The sequence below is a fragment of the Microbacterium sp. 18062 genome (assembly GCF_902706225.1).
Taxonomy (GTDB): domain Bacteria; phylum Actinomycetota; class Actinomycetes; order Actinomycetales; family Microbacteriaceae; genus Microbacterium.
Genome location: NZ_CACSKB010000008.1, coordinates 30,504 through 48,875 on the forward strand (window position 1 = coordinate 30,504; position 18,372 = coordinate 48,875).

The 18,372-nt window shown below is 69.0% G+C and carries 15 protein-coding genes; 6 read left to right on the plus strand and 9 right to left on the minus strand.

Features of this window, described 5'->3' with window-relative positions; translation table 11 throughout:
* Positions 1 to 6 precede the first annotated feature (6 nt).
* Positions 7 to 699 (minus strand): helix-turn-helix domain-containing protein, encoded by a 693-nt coding sequence (locus GVL03_RS04720; protein ID WP_159499840.1) that lies wholly within the window; start codon positions 697 to 699, stop codon positions 7 to 9.
* A gap of 137 nt (positions 700 to 836) precedes the next feature.
* On the opposite strand from GVL03_RS04720, the gene GVL03_RS04725 reads away from it, so the two are divergent.
* Positions 837 to 2,219 (plus strand): Xaa-Pro peptidase family protein, encoded by a 1,383-nt coding sequence (locus GVL03_RS04725; RefSeq protein ID WP_159499841.1) that lies wholly within the window; start codon positions 837 to 839, stop codon positions 2,217 to 2,219.
* Positions 2,216 to 3,085, plus strand: a complete 870-nt coding sequence (locus tag GVL03_RS04730; protein WP_159499842.1) for an NAD(P)-dependent oxidoreductase — start codon at positions 2,216 to 2,218, stop codon at positions 3,083 to 3,085. The genes GVL03_RS04725 and GVL03_RS04730 overlap by 4 nt, the downstream gene beginning before the upstream one ends.
* A 24-nt stretch (positions 3,086 to 3,109) precedes the next feature.
* Here GVL03_RS04730 and GVL03_RS04735 read toward each other — a convergent pair whose 3' ends face one another.
* The 8 genes from GVL03_RS04735 to GVL03_RS04770 form a co-directional block, all read right to left on the minus strand.
* On the minus strand, positions 3,110 to 4,009 hold the full coding sequence (locus GVL03_RS04735; protein WP_159499843.1) for an NAD(P)H-binding protein: 900 nt from the start codon (positions 4,007 to 4,009) through the stop codon (positions 3,110 to 3,112).
* The gene (locus tag GVL03_RS04740) at positions 4,006 to 4,887 is read right to left on the minus strand and encodes an MBL fold metallo-hydrolase (protein WP_159499844.1); all 882 of its coding nucleotides are present in this window, start codon (positions 4,885 to 4,887) and stop codon (positions 4,006 to 4,008) included. The genes GVL03_RS04735 and GVL03_RS04740 overlap by 4 nt, the downstream gene beginning before the upstream one ends.
* Before the next feature lie 40 nt (positions 4,888 to 4,927).
* Entirely contained in the window at positions 4,928 to 6,253 is a 1,326-nt protein-coding gene (locus GVL03_RS04745) for an acyl-CoA dehydrogenase family protein (protein WP_159499845.1), read from the minus strand.
* Positions 6,254 to 6,285: 32 nt separating this feature from the next.
* Positions 6,286 to 7,794 carry an aldehyde dehydrogenase gene (locus GVL03_RS04750; protein WP_200847065.1) on the minus strand — a complete coding sequence of 503 codons (1,509 nt, stop codon included), beginning with the start codon at positions 7,792 to 7,794 and terminating at the stop codon, positions 6,286 to 6,288.
* 5 nt (positions 7,795 to 7,799) lie between these two features.
* Positions 7,800 to 8,666, minus strand: coding sequence for an SDR family NAD(P)-dependent oxidoreductase (locus GVL03_RS04755; protein WP_159499847.1), 867 nt, complete (start codon positions 8,664 to 8,666; stop codon positions 7,800 to 7,802).
* Positions 8,667 to 8,694: 28 nt separating this feature from the next.
* Positions 8,695 to 10,287, minus strand: a complete 1,593-nt coding sequence (locus tag GVL03_RS04760; RefSeq protein WP_159499848.1) for an FAD-dependent oxidoreductase — start codon at positions 10,285 to 10,287, stop codon at positions 8,695 to 8,697.
* A gap of 91 nt (positions 10,288 to 10,378) precedes the next feature.
* Positions 10,379 to 12,052 (minus strand): ABC transporter ATP-binding protein, encoded by a 1,674-nt coding sequence (locus GVL03_RS04765; RefSeq protein WP_159499849.1) that lies wholly within the window; start codon positions 12,050 to 12,052, stop codon positions 10,379 to 10,381.
* On the minus strand, positions 12,045 to 12,791 hold the full coding sequence (locus GVL03_RS04770; RefSeq protein ID WP_159499850.1) for an SDR family NAD(P)-dependent oxidoreductase: 747 nt from the start codon (positions 12,789 to 12,791) through the stop codon (positions 12,045 to 12,047). The genes GVL03_RS04765 and GVL03_RS04770 overlap by 8 nt, the downstream gene beginning before the upstream one ends.
* Before the next feature lie 373 nt (positions 12,792 to 13,164).
* Between GVL03_RS04770 and GVL03_RS04775 the strand changes: the two genes are divergently transcribed.
* The 4 genes from GVL03_RS04775 to GVL03_RS04790 all read left to right on the plus strand — a co-directional run bounded on the left by GVL03_RS04775 (position 13,165) and on the right by GVL03_RS04790 (position 18,359).
* Positions 13,165 to 14,793: an ABC transporter substrate-binding protein gene (locus tag GVL03_RS04775; RefSeq protein WP_159499851.1), complete on the plus strand. Its 1,629-nt coding sequence runs from the start codon at positions 13,165 to 13,167 to the stop codon at positions 14,791 to 14,793.
* A 269-nt stretch (positions 14,794 to 15,062) separates the two neighbouring features.
* Positions 15,063 to 16,013: an ABC transporter permease gene (locus GVL03_RS04780; protein ID WP_159499852.1), complete on the plus strand. Its 951-nt coding sequence runs from the start codon at positions 15,063 to 15,065 to the stop codon at positions 16,011 to 16,013.
* On the plus strand, positions 16,010 to 16,891 hold the full coding sequence (locus GVL03_RS04785) for an ABC transporter permease (protein WP_159499853.1): 882 nt from the start codon (positions 16,010 to 16,012) through the stop codon (positions 16,889 to 16,891). Before GVL03_RS04780 ends, GVL03_RS04785 begins: the two co-directional genes overlap by 4 nt.
* Complete coding sequence (locus GVL03_RS04790) at positions 16,884 to 18,359, plus strand: aldehyde dehydrogenase (RefSeq protein ID WP_159499854.1); 1,476 nt, start codon at positions 16,884 to 16,886, stop codon at positions 18,357 to 18,359. The genes GVL03_RS04785 and GVL03_RS04790 overlap by 8 nt, the downstream gene beginning before the upstream one ends.
* Positions 18,360 to 18,372 lie beyond the last annotated feature (13 nt).

An 18,372-nucleotide genomic window follows, 5' to 3' on the forward strand; every position in this document is an offset into this window, starting at 1 on the left:
CGCGGGTCAGAGGCTCTCGAGCGCCCGGAGGACGTCGACGGCCGAAAGGGGAGGACCGGTGCGTTCGGGCTCTGTCGAATGCACCGGCATCGCCTTGCCGGGGGCGAGCGGCTGGCGGCGGCCCACGACGAACCACACGCCCTTCGCGGGCACCTCCCCCGGGTTGGCGAACATGTGGGGGCGGACGGAGTCGAACTGCACCGAGTCACCGGAGCGGAGCAGGTGCGTGTCGAACTCCAGGTGAAGCGTCAGCTCGCCCTCGATGATGTACGCGTACTCGAATCCCGCGTGGCGCATCATCTTGCCCTCGACCGAGCTGCTCGCCCCGGGCTCATAGGTCACCAGAAGCGCATCAGCGGGTCCCCCGGCGCCCGCGGCGAGCCTCTCCCAGCGCACCCCGTTCTCCATCTCGATGACCGGGTTGTCGGCCGCGGCCTGTACATCGGGGAGAGCGGGACCGGCGTGACCGAAGATCGGCGCGCGAGGGGAGTGCGCGTTCTCGATGCCGAGCATCTCGTCGAGGGACACACCGAGATGAGTCGCCAGCGCGAACAGCGTCGACACCGACGGCTGCGTCTTGCCGATCTCGACCTGCGAGATGAGGCTCGCCGAGACGCCGAGCTCCTGCGCGACGCTGCGCAGACTCAACCCGCGCGTCACCCTCGCCTGCCGCAGGCGCGTACCCAGATCATCCGGCATCGCACTCTCCTCTCCGCTGGCCGCGACGGTCGCGTGCACGACATTGTGGCACGTTCCTTGGCATCGCACGCAGACCGACTGTTAAGCTTCACTTTACGCATGACGCGTGATTCTGGACACGACGGAAGAAGAACTCGATGAAGAGCACCGGCACGACCGGCACCAACGGCGTCGACTGGGAGGAACGCGTCGACTTCGATCGGCTGCGCGATGCACGACTCGCCCGTCTCAAGGCGGAGCTCGAACGCTCGGACCTCGGTGCGGTCCTCGCCTTCGACTTCTCCAACATCCGCTACATGAGCGCGACCCACATCGGCACGTGGGCCATGGACAAGCTGATCCGGTTCGCGCTCATCACTCGCAACACCGATCCGATCGTGTGGGACTTCGGCTCGGCGGCCAAGCACCACGCACTGTACAACCCGTGGCTCGACCTCACGACCGCCGAGATGGATGCCGACCCGAACGCGCCGCACGAGGGTGCGAAGCGCCCCCGTCTGGAGTCGGGCGCCCGCGCAGGCATCTCGACGCTCCGCGGCGCCTTCCCGCCGGACGCCGAGATCGCCGAGGGCGTGGCCAAGAAGATCAAGCGGGAACTGCAGAAGTTCGGCGTCGCGGACCAGCCGCTGGGAGTCGATGTGATCGAGCTTCCGATCCTGTTCGCGCTCCAGAAGGAGGGCATCTCGGTCGTCGACGGCCAGCAGGTGTTCATGGAGGCACGTCGGGTCAAAACGCCGGATGAGATCCGTCTCCTCACACAGGCGGCGACCATGGTCGATGCCGCGTACGAGGAGCTCTATCGATTCCTGCGCCCCGGCGTCCGCGAGAACGAGGCGGTCGGGCTGGTCGCCAAGACCCTCTACGACCTCGGATCCGAGTACGTCGAGGGCGTCAACGCGATCTCCGGCGAGCGGTGCTCACCGCACCCGCATGTCTTCTCCGACCGGATCATCCGCCCCGGCGACCCCGCGTTCTTCGACATCCTGCACAGCTGGAACGGCTATCGCACCTGCTACTACCGCACTTTCGCCGTCGGCTCGGCGTCGGCCGCGCAGCGCGATGCGTACACGCGGTGCCGCGAGTACATGGATCAGGCGATCGCTCTCGTGAAGCCTGGCGCGACAACGGCGGACATCGTCTCGGTCTGGCCGACGGCCCAGGAGTTCGGCTTCCCCGACGAGGAGGCAGCATTCGCGCTGCAGTACGGACACGGTGTCGGACTCTCGATCTGGGAGAAGCCGATCTTCTCGCGCCTCACCTCCCTGGAGCACCCCGAAGTCCTGCAGGAGGGCAATGTCTTCGCACTCGAGACCTATTGGCCCTCCGCCGACGGCTGGGGCGCCGCGCGCATCGAGGAGGAGCTCGTCGTGACGGCCGACGGCTGCGAGGTGATCACCAAGTTCCCCGCAGAGGAGCTGCTTGTCGCCGGCTCACGATACATCGCGGTGGGTGGTCCGCTCAGCCTCGAGCGCGACTCGCAGTCGCACCGCAACACGGCGGCAGGGCGCAGCGAATCGTGACGACCCTCGGCTTCCTCGGGCTCGGGTCGATGGGACGGGCGATGGCGCGCCGTCTCGTCGATGCCGGCCACGACGTCGTCGTCTGGAACCGCTCGCCAGCGGCGGTGGATGAGCTGGTGGCGGCCGGCGCTCGAGCCGCGCGCACGCCCGAGGGGCCGCTCGGCGCACCGGTCTCGTTCTCGATGCTCGCCAACGACGACGCCGTCCGGGCAGTCCTCGACCCCGACGCCGTGGCCGCGGCGAGGGGATGCACCCACGTCGTGATGGCGTCCATCAGCCCTGCCCTCGGCGCAGAGCTCACCACCGCCTTCGCGGATCGCGGCGTGGCGTTCGTCGGCGCCCCGGTGCTCGGTCGGCCGGATGTCGCCGCCGCGGGCAAGCTCAACATCCTCGCTGCGGGGGACTCCGCCGACATCGACGCCGTGGAGCCGTTGCTGTCGGTGCTCAGCGCTCGCGTGTGGCGGATGGGGTCGGATCCCGCTGTATCGTACGCCGTGAAGGCGTCGGTCAACTACAACATCATCCACGCGATGCAGGCCATCGGCGAGTCGGTCGCGATGACCGAGCGGCTCGGTGTCGACCCGTCCACGTTCGTGGACCTGCTGAGCTCCACGCTCTTCAGCGGCGTCGTCTACACAGGCTACGGGCGGATCATCGCAGACCAGGCGTACGATCCCCCGGGCTTCCACATCGCCCTCGGTCGCAAGGATCTGCTTCTCGCCGAGCAGATCGCGGCGACCACCGGCGTCTCCCCCGCGACGATGCCGGCACTCGTGAGGGTGTTCGAGCGCGCACTCGCCGATCCGCAGTTGAAGGATGCCGACTGGAGCGCGATCGCCGAGGTCAGCCGGCGCGATCTCCTCTGACGAGCGATCCCGGCCGGCGCGGCTTCACTCGGCGACCGTCGCGCGGCCCGTCCTGAGCACGTCGAGCTTGCGAGTCAGATAGGAACGCGCCGCCTCGGGCTCCTGGCCCGTCAGATCGCGTACCGCGGAGGTCACGATGGCATGGTGGCCTCCGCGGGCCCAGACGTCGAAGCCCAGCGCCGACTCGGGGAAGCCCGCGGGAAGACCAGATGCGATGTAGGCGGCAAGCGCCTTCTCGTCGGTGGTGCGCACGTGCGCGACCGCGCGGCCCGTCAGCTCCTCGGCGATCGAGAGCACGTCATCGATCGACAGCGCCTCGGGCCCGCCGATGTCGTAGATCCGGTGATCGGTCCACCTGCTCGCGAGCGCCGCGGCGTCGGCTGCGGCGCAGTCCGCCCGCGTGACGTAGGCACGGGCGGCATCGCCGAGAGACGTGCGCAGCTCGCACGCCTCCAACGCCGCCGGCAGGAAGAGCAGCAGGTGCTCCGCGTACATGTTGTGGCGCAGGATCGTCCACGGCATGCCACCGCCGAAGATCGCGAGCTCCGTCCAGAAGTGATCGGAGACGATCGGGCTCAACGGCGTCGGGGCGGGAGAGGTGGCCGACGTGTAGAGCAGATGCCCCACCCCCGCCGCGGCTGCGGCACGGACCACCTTCCCGTGCTGCTCCGGCCGGCGCCCGACGGCGTGAGTGCTTACCAGGAGCATCCGATCGGCGCCCTCGAGGGCACGCGCGATCGTCGTCTCGTCCTCGTCGAAGTCCAGCGCGCGCACCTCCACGCCCCGCGCCGCCAGGTCCGCCGCCTGCTCCGGAGAACGCGTCGTCGTGACGATCCGGTCCTCGCCCCTGTCGAGCAGGTGCTCGATGATGCCTCTGGCGAGTCGGCCGCTCCCGCCCGTCACCAGCAGCGTCCGTGCGGTCACAGCGCCGTTTCGGCGTAACGGAAGCCGCGCGCATCCTGCTCGAGCAGGCCGATCCCGGACCCGGGGAAGTGGGTCCCGAGCAGCAGCACGTCTCTGCGGCGCCAGCGCTCGAGAAGGGCGATCCGGGTGCGCGCCGCCTCATCCGAGTCCTCTTCGAACAGCGAGCAGAGCCCCGGCTCGAACAGCTGGATCGGATGATGCATCATGTCACCGGTGATCACCGCCGAGCCCGCGTCGGTGGTCACCTCGACGCTCACGTGGCCCGGTGTGTGCCCAGGCGTGGGCAGCAGCGCGATCTCGTCGGTGACGCGGTGGTCCATGCTCACGAGCCGTCCACGTCCTGCCTCCAGCAGAGGCGCGACGGCGCGGTCCACGCGGCCGCACGACGGGTTCCCCGCTGCGGCGGACTGCTGCGCCCACTCCCACTCGGTGTCGACGAAAAGGTACTCGGCGTTCGGGAAGGTCGCGACGACCGATCCGTCGGCGGCCTCGTGAGTGTTGCATCCGACGTGGTCGAGGTGCAGGTGGGTGTTGACCACGACGTGGATGTCCTCGGGGGCGAGCCCGGCCGCACGCAGGCGCCCCACGAAGGGACTCGCCTCCGGCTGCGGCGGGAGGCCCGCCACGGGCCAATCGCCGTTGCACGTGTCGACGAGCACGTTGACTCCGCCGGTGGAGAGCACGAACCCCGACATCCCGAGCAGCGGCGCGCCGTCGCTGTCGTACCACCGCGGGTCGATCGAATCGCTGTACCGGCGGTACGTATCCAGCGTCGTTCCCGCGGGGAACCCGGGTGTCGGTACGGGATCGGCCTCCTCGATGCGGATGATCGAGACGTGTCCCACGCGCGAGGCGGGGATGTGCGACCTGGTGAGCATGTAACAGACTCCTTCGTTTGTTACGTCAGTGCGGGAGGATTCAGGCGCGCGTGGCTCCCAGGACCCGCCCGCTGTCGGCCGCCTCGGGAAACTTCATGTCCATCCCGAGCCCGAACTGCGCACGCAGTCCGGAGTCGCGGAATGCCCGACCGGTCGCGGTCGCCTGCGCGCGCTCCTGCGCGAGGTCGCGGAAGTAGCGCTGGATCCGCTCGCCCTGCTTCAGCGGCGAGGTCCCCATCTGGCGGAACGCAAGCAACCCCGCATCCCAAGCCATCGTGTTCGCGAGCTGGAACATGTTGGCGATGCGCCAGAGCTCCTCCTGCTCGGGCAGACGGTGCGTGCGCGCCCACTCCTCCTGGAGCGCCGCCCCCATCTCCGCACCGTGGATCAGGATCGCCTCCGCCCCGTCGACGAGCTTGGTCGCCTCGGCGAAGTCGCCCTGCGTCGCCGGATTGTTGCCGTACAGTCCGCGCGGGCCCATCTTGGTGCGCATCATCCCCTCGACCTCGTCGAGCATGGCGCGCGCGGTGCCGACCTGCACCGCCGTGATCTCGCCGGTGAGGAAGAACTCGAGGTAGCCGAGGTACATCGGGTTGCCGTGCAGCCGCGTGCCGACGGTGCCGTTCTCAGCGTCGCGCAGCGGGTCGCGGAGGTGACCCACGTCGGGCATCGTGAACGCGGCGGGGACGAAAGCGTCCTCGACGCGCACCGAGAACGAGCCGCTGCCGTTCATGCCGAGTGTCCGACCGTCGCCCCAGTCGTCGAGGACCTCGTAGCTGCCCCGGGGAAGAATGAACTCGACCAGGTTCGACTTCTTGTCGGCCGACCAGGTCGACACCCGGTCGGCCGAGTCGCCCTCCGTGACCGGTGCGGTCCCGAGAAGGTGGTTGGAGTACGGAACGCCCGAGCAGTAGTTGAAGGTTCCGTTGATGATGTAGCCGCCCTCGACGGGGCGCGCGGTCGACTTGCCCGGCCCGTAGGCGCCGTGCACCACGCCCACTCTCTCGTGGATGTCGCGCTGCACCTCCTCGGGGTAGAACGACGAGACCATGAGAGTCTTGCCCACACCCAGCGCGTAGCACCATGCGGTCGACGGGCAGCCGCGAGCGATCTCGACGATCACCTGGTAGTAGTCGGCGATGGACGACTCCATGCCGCCGAAGGTGCGCGGCTGGATGACCGCGAAGAAGCCGGCGTCGTTGAGCGCGTCGCGGATCTCCGTCGAGTAATAGCCGCGCCGCTCGGTCTCAGCCTGCTGCTCACGAAGCAGCGGGCGCAGCTCGATCGCCTTCTGGCGAAGCGTCTGCGGGGTGGCGCCCTCCGGTGCCGTCTTGACCGAGTAGTCCTCTAGTTGTCCAACGCTCATGCGTGCCGTCCTTCGTTCTGTCTGCGTTCGGTTCAGGAGTAGGTGTTGCCGAAGACGATCGCTTTGGTCTGCGTCCACTCCAAGGGCGAGTCGGCCGCGGAGATGCGTCCGAACCCGCTGTGCTTGAACCCGCCCGAGGGCACGCCGACGGCGCCGAATCCGAGCGAGGTGTTGATCGAGACGAGCCCCGCCTCGATGCGTCGTGAGAAATGCACGGCGCGACCGACGTCGCGCGTCCAGACCGTCGAGACGAGCCCGTAGTCGGTGTCGTTCGCGATCTCGAGCGCCTCGTCCTCGGTGTCAAAGGCCATGACCGTCAGCACGGGGCCGAAGATCTCCTCCTGCTCGATCCGCATGCCGGGCCGGACGTCGGTGAACAGTGTGGGCTGCACGTAGGCACCCCCGTCGTACGCGCCGCCGGTGAGCGGCTCGCCGCCGAAGGCGAGCGTCGCCCCCTCCTCCTTGCCGATCTCGACGTAGTCGAGCACCCGCCTCAGCTGGACCTGATTCATCAGCGGCCCCATCTGGGGGTCCTCGTACCAGGGACCGACGGTCACCTTCTCGAAGCCCGACTTCAGACCCTTGATCACCTGGGCCTCGAGCGACCTGTGCACGATCACACGGGATCCAGCGGCGCAGGCCTGCCCGGAGTTCGACACGATGCCGCGCACGAGGTGCGGGATCGCGAGGTCGAGGTCGGCGTCCTCCAGCACGATCTGCGGCGACTTGCCGCCGAGCTCGAGGATGACGGGGATCTGGTGTCCCGCGGCGAGCTCCATGATCCGGGTGCCGGTGCTCGTGGATCCCGTGAAGCTCACGCGCTTGATGCCCGGGTGCGCGACGAGGCTCTCTCCGATCTCTCGGCCCGTTCCCGTCACGACGTTCACGACCCCCGCGGGGATCCCCGCCTCCATGGCGAGCTTGGCCAGCAGCAGCACAGTCAGCGGCGCCTCGGCGGCGGGCTTGATGACGACGGTGTTGCCGGCGACGAGTGGACCCACGACGCGCTTGGGCGTCGCCCACCCCGGCCCGTTCCAGGGCACGATGATGCCGACGGGACCGAAGGGGTCACGCACGGTCAGCGCCAGCTGGTCGAGGTTCGCGGTCGGTAGCGAGAGACCGCCGAGCTTGTCGGCGACACCCGCGATGAAGCGGATGCTCGGCGCGATCGGGCTCGGCAGGAATCGCGGACGCCCGTTCTCCAGGTTCTCGAGGATCTCGAGCTCCTCGGCATGCTCCTCGCACAGATCCGCCCAGCGGCTGACGAGTGCTCCCCGAACGCTCGGGTGGGTGTCGCGCCAGGCGGTATAGGCGCGATCGGCCGCCGCCACGGCGGCGTCGACGTCCGCTGCTGTGCCTCGCGGCACTTCTGCGAGCACCTCCTGCGTCGCGGGGTTGCGGACCTCGATGACGGAGTCGCCGGTGCCGCGAACCCACTCGCCGTCGATCAGCATGGTCCTCGGCTCCAGCAGTGCCGCGGGATCGACGACGTATCGGGTCGGGATGTCGGAACCGTGGAGCGCCGTGCGCCCACCTGCCACGGCGCTCATCGGACAGAAAGCCCGAGCAGCGACGGAATGACCTCGTCGAGCGACTCGATCGACCAGCGCTCGCTCCCGCGGAGGAGCGTCGGCCGGTTCGCCAGGGTGAGCGGAAGGTCGTAGAACGCGATGTCGTTGCCCGCCGCATACACCCAACGGCCCGTGATGGGCGCGCCGTCGGGGCTGGCGAGGAAGACCACGATGGGCGCGATGCCCGCCGGGTCGATGTCGGGAACGAACGGGGTACCGCCTGCGATCGGACGCGACGAGGCATCTCCGGGGAACAGGCCCGTCTGGGCGCTCGGGAAGATCGCGTTGACATTGATCCCGTGTGCGCCGAGCTCGATCGCCGCGGCGCTGGTGAGCCCCAGCACACCCGCCTTCGCGGCCGCATACGCCGGCGCAGGAGCGAAGAAGGCGGCCCGCGACGAGAAGGTGAGGATGCTGCCTCCCTCGCCCTGGGCGATCATCTGACGCGCCGCAGCCTGCAGGACGCTGACCTGGCCCTTCATGTGGACGTCGTTGATCGAGTCCCACTCGTCCTCTGTGATGTCCACGAGCGACGAGACGGCGAGGTTGCCGGCCGCGGTGACGACGGCGTCGATCCGGCCGAACGCCTCGACGGCGCGATCGATCAGCTTCTGACCCGAAGCCCACTCGCCGATCACCTCGTGGGTGGCGACGGCGTCGCCGCCGGCCTCCCGGATCTGTGCGACGACCTTCTCGGCCGCCGACGGCGTATCGGGCTCCCGCGCGGGGAGATCGGCGACGACGACCGACGTCCCCTCCGCCGCGAACAGGCGCGCGATCGCACTTCCGATTCCGCCGCCACCACCGGTGACGAGGGCGACCTTTCCATTCAGCTTTCCCACGATGCTCCTCTACTCGCTCTCGATGTCTTCATTCCGCGGCGTCGGCGCCAGCCCGCGCGAGGGCCGAAGCCGCCGCGATCCGGCCGCTCACCAGCGCCTCGGACACGTTCCCGCCGCCCGGGTAGAGCCGGCTCCAGATGGAGCCGAGCTCGCCCGCGGAGTACAGACCGGGGATCGGGCGACCGTTCGGGTCGAGCACCTCGGACCGCGCATTGCGCCGAGGGCCGCCCTGCGTGTTCAGCAGCGCCGGATACACGGGTACGCCGTAGAAGGGGGCGGTCTCCAGGGGAAGCGTCTCGGATGCCGGACGGCCGAACTCGTCGGTCTCGCCCTGGATGCTCGCGGCGTTGTACCGTTCGACCGTGGTCGTGAGCTGCTCGGCGGGCAGTCCCAGGAGCTCGGCCAGCTCGGCGATGGTGTCGGCCTTCACGATCCAACCTCGCTCGATCTCGGCGGAGTTGTCCTCGCTCCAGGGATAGCGCCGGTTGTGCCCCAGGCCCACCGAGGAAAGGGGGCCCGCGAGTCGGGTCGTCTCGTCGAGCACGATGTACGACGGCGTGCGTTCGAACTTCCCGCTCAGCGGGTCCTGATAGAGCATCGGGTGCGTGAAGCTGTGGGTCTCCAGCAGCGTCTCCCGGGAGTATCGGCGTCCGTTCTGATCGACCATGATGAATCCGTTGACGGGCACCTCGCACGCGAGGGCGGCATCGAGTTCGGGGAACTTGTACCCGATCGTCGTGGAGGTCGCGGTCATGTGCCAGAGATCGGCGCCGGCGCTCTGCGCCATCCGCACGCCGTCTCCCGTATTGCGGTCGGGCGGCGACATCGCGGGCAGATCGACGCCGAAGTACTGGCGCTGCATGACCGGGTCCCACGCGAAGCCTCCCGTGGCGAGGATCACACCGGCCCGAGCCGTGACCTCGACGGGTCCGTCGGGCGTCTCGACGACGACGCCGGTCACCGCGCGGCCGGCAGAGCTCTGGACGAGCGAGGTCACCCGCGCACCGGTGACCACCGGCGCGCCCGTCTCGGCGAGGGCCGCACGGAGGAAGTCCCACATGGCGGCGCCCCAGATGCGGTCGGGCCGGCGTGGGACGAGGTGCATCCGCGGCCCCATCGAGGCCGAGTGGGGGAAGCCGGGGAAGGCCGAGCCGAGCCGGGCCGCCGGGAAGACCCGGCGTCGCGCGATGTCACTGCCCTCGCGGGCGACGGCGTACACATCGTCGGTGAGGACACCGCCGTGTTCGCGGATCCAGTCCGGCACGAGGGCGAGCCCGTCGACGAACGCCTGGATGCTCTCCTTGTCGGTGGTCCCCTGAGACAAGGCGAGATAGTGCTCGACCGCACCCTCGGGGTCATCGATGAGCCGGACAGTGCCGCCGGAGACGTGCGTGCTGCCGCCGGGAAAGTCGGCCCGCTCGAGGACGAGCACGGACGCCCCCCGGTCGGAGGCCTCGATCGCGGCTGCGGCGCCGGCACCACCGGCGCCGACGACGATCAGATCGACGTCGCGCTCTGCGATCAGGCTCGACAGCTCGCTCACGGGAATCATCGTGTGAATGCGATCGAAGTCGCCGGTGTCGGGGCCGGCGTCCCATCGTCCGTCGGTGAAAGTCATCATCGTCTCTCTCTGCGTCGCTGCAGAACCGCGGTTGCTACAGCTTATATCCTATGATCTGGGTGAGTCTGATCTGGGTGGGTCGAGTTCGGGTTCAGCCGGTTTCTTCGAGCACCCGCTGCGCCTCGCGTCGTTCCCGTCGCTCTCGCTGGATCTGCGGGTCCGGAAGCGGGATCGCATCGACGAGCCTGCGCGTGTACTCCTCCTTGGGCGCGCGGATCACCTGGTCGGGAGTTCCCTCTTCCACCAGATGGCCGTGATTCATGACGACGATCCGGCTCGAGAGCGAGTCGACGACGGCGAGGTCGTGACTGACGAACAGGCATGCGAACCCCATCTCGCGCTGAAGCCCCCGGAAGATCTCCAGCACGCGCTGCTGCACCGAGACATCCAGTGCGGAGGTCGGTTCGTCGGCGATCAGCAGGCTCGGTCGCATGATGATCGCGCGCGCGATGCCCACGCGCTGCCGCTGGCCGCCCGAGAGCTCGTGCGGATAGCGATCAGCGGCGTCCGAGGGGAGCTGGACCGCCTCGAGCACCTCGGCGACGCGTGCGCGGATGCTGGCGCTGGAGAATCCGCCCGCGACGCGCATGGGCTCGCCGACGGAGTCCCCGACCTTCCGGCGCGGATTCAGCGAGGATCCCGGATCCTGGAACACGAAGCCGATCCGCCGGCGCGCCTCGCGGAGCCTCCGTCCGCGCGCGCCGACGAGATCGCCGCCGGCGAAGGTCACCGACCCGCCGCTGAAGGCCTGGAGCCCGACGATCGCCTTCGCGAGCGTCGTCTTCCCCGAGCCCGACTCGCCGACGACGCCGACGATCTCGCCCTCGCCGATGTCGAAGCTGACGCGCTCGACCGCCGCGAAGCGCCCGCGCCGCCGCGTGCGGTACTCGACCACCGCGTCCTCGATGGCGATGACGGGGGCCGGTCGCTCCGAGGTCCCGTCGTGGTCGCCCCCGCCCGAGCCGAGCGTCGGCACGGCGGCCAGCAGCTGACGGGTGTACGGGTGCGCGGGGCTCGCGAACACCTCGGCGACGGTTCCCACCTCGACGATCTCGCCTCCGCGCATCACGATGATGCGGTCGGCGGTGTCGGCAACGACGCCCAGGTCGTGGGTGATCAGGACGAGCGCGCTGTTCGTCTTGTCCCTGAGGCGACGCAGCAGCTCGAGGATCTCGCGTTGGATCGTCACGTCGAGCGCCGTCGTCGGCTCGTCGGCGAAGATGAGCGACGGATCGCACGAGATCGCGAGCGCGATCATCGCCCGCTGCCGCTGGCCGCCCGAGAGCTGATGGGGATATGCGTCGAAGGCGCGCTTCGGATCGGGCAGCTCGACGAGGTCGAGGAGCTCCATCGCGCGGATCCGCGCGGACGACCGAGTGTGGCCGCCACGCACGCGAAGCACCTCGGTGAGCTGCTGGCCGACCCTGAACACCGGATTCAACGCCGTCATCGGCTCCTGGAAGATCATCGAGACCTCGCGGGCACGCATCGAGCGCAGCCGCGTGTCGGGCGCGTTGAGGATCTCGCGTCCGTTGAGCTTGACCGAGCCGGTCACGCGCGCGTTGCGGCCCAGCAGCCCCAGGATCGCGAGCGAGGAGACGGTCTTCCCCGAGCCGGACTCTCCGACGATCGCGAGCACCTCCCCCGGCGAGACGGTATAGCCGACGTCATGGAGGGTCCGCTTCCATCCGCCTCCGACGTTGAACTCGATGGCCAGGTCGGCGACCTCGAGCACGGGTCCGCCGGCCCGCGACTCCTCAGTCACCGAACACCATCCCGCCGTCGATGTGCAGGTGCTGACCGGTGAAGAAGCGCGCCTCGTGCGAGCAGAGGAAGACGACCAGGCCCGCGAGGTCCTTCGCCGTCGTGAGCTCCTGCAGCACCTGCGCACCGACGACCGCGTCGTAGACCTCCTGCGAGATCCCCGTCTCGGAGAGTCCGGGCGTGTCCACGAGGCTCGGCGCGAGGGCATTGGCGGTGATGTGCGGCCCGAGCTCCCGCGCGAGCGCCCGTGTCAGGCCCAGCACGCCCGCCTTCGATGCGATGTAGTGGACGCCGCCCAGGGGGGCGACGTTCACGACCGAGGACGACATGTTGATGATCCGTCCCCAGCCGTTGGCGTTCATCTGCGTGTAGAACGCCTTGCTCGTGAGGAACATCGCGTCGAGATTGACGCGCATCGTCTTCGACCACAGCTCCCAGCTCGTGTCGGCGAACGACGTCTGATGCGGGTGAAGTCCCGCGTTGTTGACGAGGATGTGCGCGGGGCCGAGCTCGGCCTCGACCGCGACGGCAGCCGCGGCGACGGACTCGGGCGATGAGACGTCGGTGGGGACGCCGACCGCGCGGCGCCCCATCGCGGTGACGGATGCAACGAGCTCGGCGGAATCGGTGAGATCGAGCGAGGCGATGTCTGCGCCGGCAGCGGCAAGGCCCTCTGCCAGAGCGCGTCCGATCCCGCGCGCACCGCCTGTGACGACGGCGACCTTGCCTTCCAGAGACATCCGAACTCCCTCGTTCTGCGGCATCGCACGTTCGTCGTACGGGCCGTGCTCCCACAGTAGGAGGAGGGGCGGAGGGCACCAATACGAAGCCCGCGCGCATCTATGCATGAGATCGATGAATGCGCCGGCCTGACCTCTGGCGCCGTGCCGGACGGCGCGGGACCACAGACGCGCGGGCCCACGAGCGACTCATCACGGAAACCCATGAATAGCGCGCAGGTCCGACTAATTCGCCGGCGGCGGTGCTACCTAAACTGAGCGCGATCCGGCGTGGCCGGTGCCTTCTGCATCGGTGCCGACCTCTCGAGAGACCCAGACAGCGGCACGATCGTGCACGGGACTCGCCGGGCACGACTGCAAGGAGGCAGCACACGTGTTCACCAAGACCCGTACCGCGATCGTGGCGTCGATAACCGTCGCCGTGCTCGCTCTCACCGCCTGCACCGGCGGTAGCACCGACGATGGGAACGGCTCGCCGGGCGATGACATCACGATCGGCCCGTTCGGCGGCGAGCAGCTCGCCATCGGCGACCCCGTCCGCGGCGGCTCGTTCACCTACGGGTTGTCGTTCTCGGTGCCGACCCTCGACTCCGCGGCCGCGATGGGCGGGTCGACCGAGTTCGCGCTGACGGCCGTCTACGACAACCTCATGCGCGTCGAGCCGGACGGTTCCGTGGGCCCCGGCATCGCTGAGGGGATCACGACCGATGACAACCTCGTCTGGACGCTCTCGCTCCGCGACGGCGTCGTCTTCTCCGACGGCGAGCCCTTCGACGCCGACGCGGTCATCGCCCAGATCGAGCGGGTCGCGGCCGAGGACTCCGCCTCTCTCGAGGCCGCCGACGCGCGCTCGATCGCATCCGTCACGGCGCTCGACGCGCAGACCGTCGAGTTCACCCTCGCGGCCGAGAACTCGCAGTTCCCGCTTCTGCTCGCGCAGGGGTCGATGTCGATGATCGCCTCGCCCAAGGCCGTCGAGGAGCTCGGCGCCGACTTCGCTTTCACTCCGGTCGGAGCGGGACCGTTCGTCGTCGACTCCTTCACCCCCGACGGCGACATCGTCCTCTCGCGCAACGACACCTACTGGGACGAGGAGCTCCCGTACCTCGACGCGGCCACCCTCACCCCGGTCCTCGACGAGCAGTCGCGGATCTCCGGCGTGCTCTCCGGTGACCTGGATGCGAGCTCGGTCGCGTCGATCCCCGCGCTCCAATCCGCGCGCGACCAGGGTGCACTCGGCCTCGAGGAGCCGCGCTACAGCGGATACCTCTTCCAGCCCAACATCGAGAACGAGCACCTCTCCGACATCCGCGTGCGCCAGGCGCTCAGCTACGCGATAGACCGGGACGCGATCAACGACGTCCTCTTCGAGGGTCTGCACTCGCCGATGGACAGCTACCTCGTCCCCTCGCAGCCGTTCTATGAGGCCGGGCTCGTCCCCCAATACGACCCCGAGCAGGCCGTGGCGCTGATCGAGGAGTACAAGGCCGACACGGGGGTCACCGAGATCTCGCTCGAGCTGATGGTCAACCAGATCCAGGAGTCCTCGGACCTGGGTGCGCTCCTCCAACAGCAGCTCGGCGAGGTCGGCATCGACCTCCAGCCGACCGTCATGGAGCCCGCGACCCAGATCTCGAACATCGTCGCCGGCACGTTCGACGCGATGCTCATGGACCGCGCCTTCCCCGCCGAGACGACGCAGATCTTCAGCCAGGCGTTCGGAGCGAACTTCCGCAACTTCGGCTCGGGCACCAACCCCGACTTCGACGCGCTCATCGCACAGGCGGTCGCGGCTCCGACGGACGCAGACCGTCAGGCGGTGATCCCGGAGATGCTCGCGGTCCTCTCGGAGTGGATGCCCGTCGTCCCGATCGTCTCCACCGGTCTCGGGCGCGTGCTCGGCCCGGATGTGGCCGGCTTCCCCGACGGCGACCCGAACGCGACCTCGTCGGAGATGTTCGACCTCCGCAAGGTCTGGATGGCTGCGGAGCAGTCGTCCTGACGGCCTCGCGACGCGTCGATCCGACTACCCTCCGGTGGTCGGATCGACGCGTGTGCCGCGAGCGCATCGTCGAGCACGGGGACGCCACGCAGGTCGGCACCGACGACGGGCGGCCTCGCGAGCTATAGGCGGGGCCATATGAGTGCCGCCGGTTTCACTCTCATCCGGCCTTCGCGACTTTCCTAGACTGGCCCAGCCGGGACTTCCTCGCAGGCGCACGGCGTCGAGGATCGGCAGTCCGTCAACGATGACAACGACGCAGGAGAACGATGAAGGACCTCGCATTCAGAGTCGTGCACCTGGTCGTGGTGCTCTTCGGCGTAAGCGTGCTGACGTTCCTGCTGATCCGGCTCATCCCGGGCGACCCGGCGCTCGCGATCGCGGCCACGACCGGCAACGTCGACCGCGAGATGCTCGAGCGGGTGCGCGAGAGCCTAGGGCTGAACCTGCCGCTCTGGGAGCAGTACGGACGATGGATCGGCGGGATCGTCCAAGGCGACTTCGGGACCTCGTTCCGCACGAACCAGGATGTCGCGACGGCCATCGGCGAGCGGCTGCCCGTGACGCTGCACATGGTGATCATGGCGCAGGTCATGAGCCTCGCGATCGCGCTCCCGATCGCTCTCTACGTCGCCCCCCGGCGCGATCGTGCCACCGACCGCATCATCGCGGCGGTGACGTTCGCCCTACAGGCCATCCCCAACTACGTCCTGTCGATCTTCGGCATCCTCGTCTTCGCCGTGACCCTCGGATGGCTCCCGGCCCTCGGCTACGTTCCGCTGAGCGAAGGGCTCTGGGCGAGCACGGTCTCGCTCATGATCCCCGTGTCCGCGATCAGCGCCCTGCTCATCGCGATGTACATCCGGGTGCTGCGCGGCTCGACCATCGAGACCCTGCAGATGGAGTACATGCTCGTGGGCAAGTCCCTGGGCTACTCCCGCCGGCGTCTGCTCTGGCAGTTCGGCCTCAAGCCCTCCCTGCCCCCGCTCGTGACGGTCGTCGGCCTCAACTTCGGCGTCCTCTTCGGCGCGACCGTCGTCGTGGAGGTGATCTGCGGCATCCGCGGGATCGGCACCCTGCTGCTCAGCGCGATCGACAGCCGCGACTACATCGTCGTCCAGAGCGTCGTGCTCGTCTTCGCCGTCGCCTACGTGCTGGCCAACTTCGCGGCCGACCTCTTCCACCTGGCCATCGACCCCCGAGTGCGAGCGACCGCATGACCGACTCCCCCGCCTCCCTGACCACCTCGATCCCCGTCGACACCCGGGGGATCCGCGATCGGCGCATCCCAGGGCTCGTCATCTTCTCGATGATCTGGATGACCATGCTGGTGGTCCTCGTCGTCCTCCAGCCGGTGCTTCCTCTCCCCGGCCCGGCGACTCCGGACTATGCTGCCGTCCGCCTCACCCCGCTCACGGACTGGGTCCATCCCCTGGGGACCGATCAGCTCGGGCGCGACATCCTCTCCCGTGTCATCTCGGGGGCGGGGGTCAGCCTCGCCGTCGGCGTGGGCTCGGTCCTCATCGCGCTCGTGCTGGGCACACTCATCGGCACCCTCGCGGGCTACTTCGGCGGCGGCACCGACCGCGCACTGGGTTGGCTCATCGACATCCTCCTCGCCTTCCCCGCCCTCATCGCGATGATCGCGATCACGACCTTCCTCGGCCCGAGCCTGGTCACCCTGATCGTCGCCCTCGGCGTCGTCTCGTTGCCGATGGTGGCGCGGGTCGCGCGGTCCGCCGCGCGCACCTACGCCCAGCGCGACTTCGTGCAGGCGGCCAAGGCCATGGGCACGAGCGAGGCGCGGATCGTCACCCGCGACATCCTGCCCAACATCGCCATCACCGTGCTGTCGTTCGGCATCACCCTCGTCGCGATCGCGATCGCCGCGGAGGGCGCGCTGAGCTTCCTCGGCCTCGGCGTCCCCCCGCCGCAGGCGAGCTGGGGCGGCATGATGAACGAGGGACGCGCGCAGCTGCGCAACGCGCCATGGATCGTCATGATCCCCGCGGTCGTGATGTGCGTCACCCTGCTGGCGATCAACTTCATCGCCGACTGGCTCGGCCGCGGCTCCGACACCCGCGGCTCGCATGTCTGACCGCGCCGCATCCGCCGAGAGAGTCGTCCGGCTGCTCATCGAGGATGAGTGGGTCGAGGGCACCGGCGAGCGGATCCCCGTCGTCGACCCCTCGACCGGCGCCGCCATCGCGACCCTCGCGACGGCGGATGCGCACGATGTCGACCGCGCAGTGCGGGCGGCACGGATCGCCTTCGACGACGGACCGTGGGCGCGGATGCGTCCGAAGGAGAGAGCCCGGCTGCTCTGGCGCGTCGCGGAGCTGATCGATGCCGACGCCGAGAAGCTGGGCGCCCTAGAGAGCCTCGACACGGGTAAGCCGCTGCACATCGCGCGCGACATCGAGCTGCCGGCGGCCGCAGAGGCCTTCCGCTACTACGCCGGATGGGCGACGAAGCTGTCGGGTCAGACCAAGAACGTCTCGCTTCCCGGCGAGTGGCTCGCCATGACCCTGCGCGAGCCCATCGGTGTGGCAGGTCTCATCGTCCCTTGGAACAGTCCGCTGCTGATGGCCGCGACCAAGCTCGCGCCCGCGCTCGCCGCCGGATGCACGGCCGTGCTGAAACCCGCGGAGCTCACCCCGCTGAGCGCAGAGCGCCTGGGAGAGCTCATCCTCGAGGCGGGCATTCCCCCCGGGGTCGTGAGCATCGTCCCAGGTCTCGGATCCATCGCGGGCCAGACCCTCGCGGAGCATTCCCTGGTCGACAAGATCACCTTCACCGGATCGACCGCGGTCGGCAAGCACCTGCTCGCCACCGTCGCCGGCACGCTCAAGCGGATCACCCTCGAACTCGGCGGCAAGTCGCCGGTCGTCGTCTTCTCCGACGCCGACCTCGGCCGCGCCATCCCGAGCGCGGCGATGGGCGTCTTCGCCAACACCGGCCAGATCTGCGGCGCCGGATCACGCCTCTTCGTCGACGAGTCCGTCGCGGACGAGGTCATCTCCGGGATCGCCGACATCGCACGGGACCTCCGCATCGGCGGCGGACAGGAGCCGGGAGTACAGATCGGACCGGTGATCTCCGACGCGCAGCGCACCCGGGTGCTCTCCTACGTCTACTCCGCGCCTGAGGACGGCGCGGAGGTCGTCGTCGGCGGGAGTCCGATCGAACGACCGGGATTCTTCGTGGAGCCCACGGTCGTGCGGGTCGAGAACCCGATGGCCCGCATCGCGCGCGAAGAGGTGTTCGGCCCAGTCCTCACCGTGCAGACCTTCTCGGCGCGCGAGTCGGTCGAGACCATCGCGCTCCGAGCGAACGACAGCGACTACGGACTCTCCTCGAGCATCTGGACGCGTGACATCACTCGCGCGCACCGCCTCGCCCGGCGCCTCCGGGCCGGCGAGGTGCGCATCAACACCGCGTTCGGGATGGATGAGGACATGCCCTTCGGCGGTACGAAGCAGTCCGGCTGGGGCAAGGAATACGGCGGGGAGGGCGTAGAAGCATACACCCAGCTGAAGTCCGTGACCGTGGACATCACGCCGTGACGCACGTCTATGA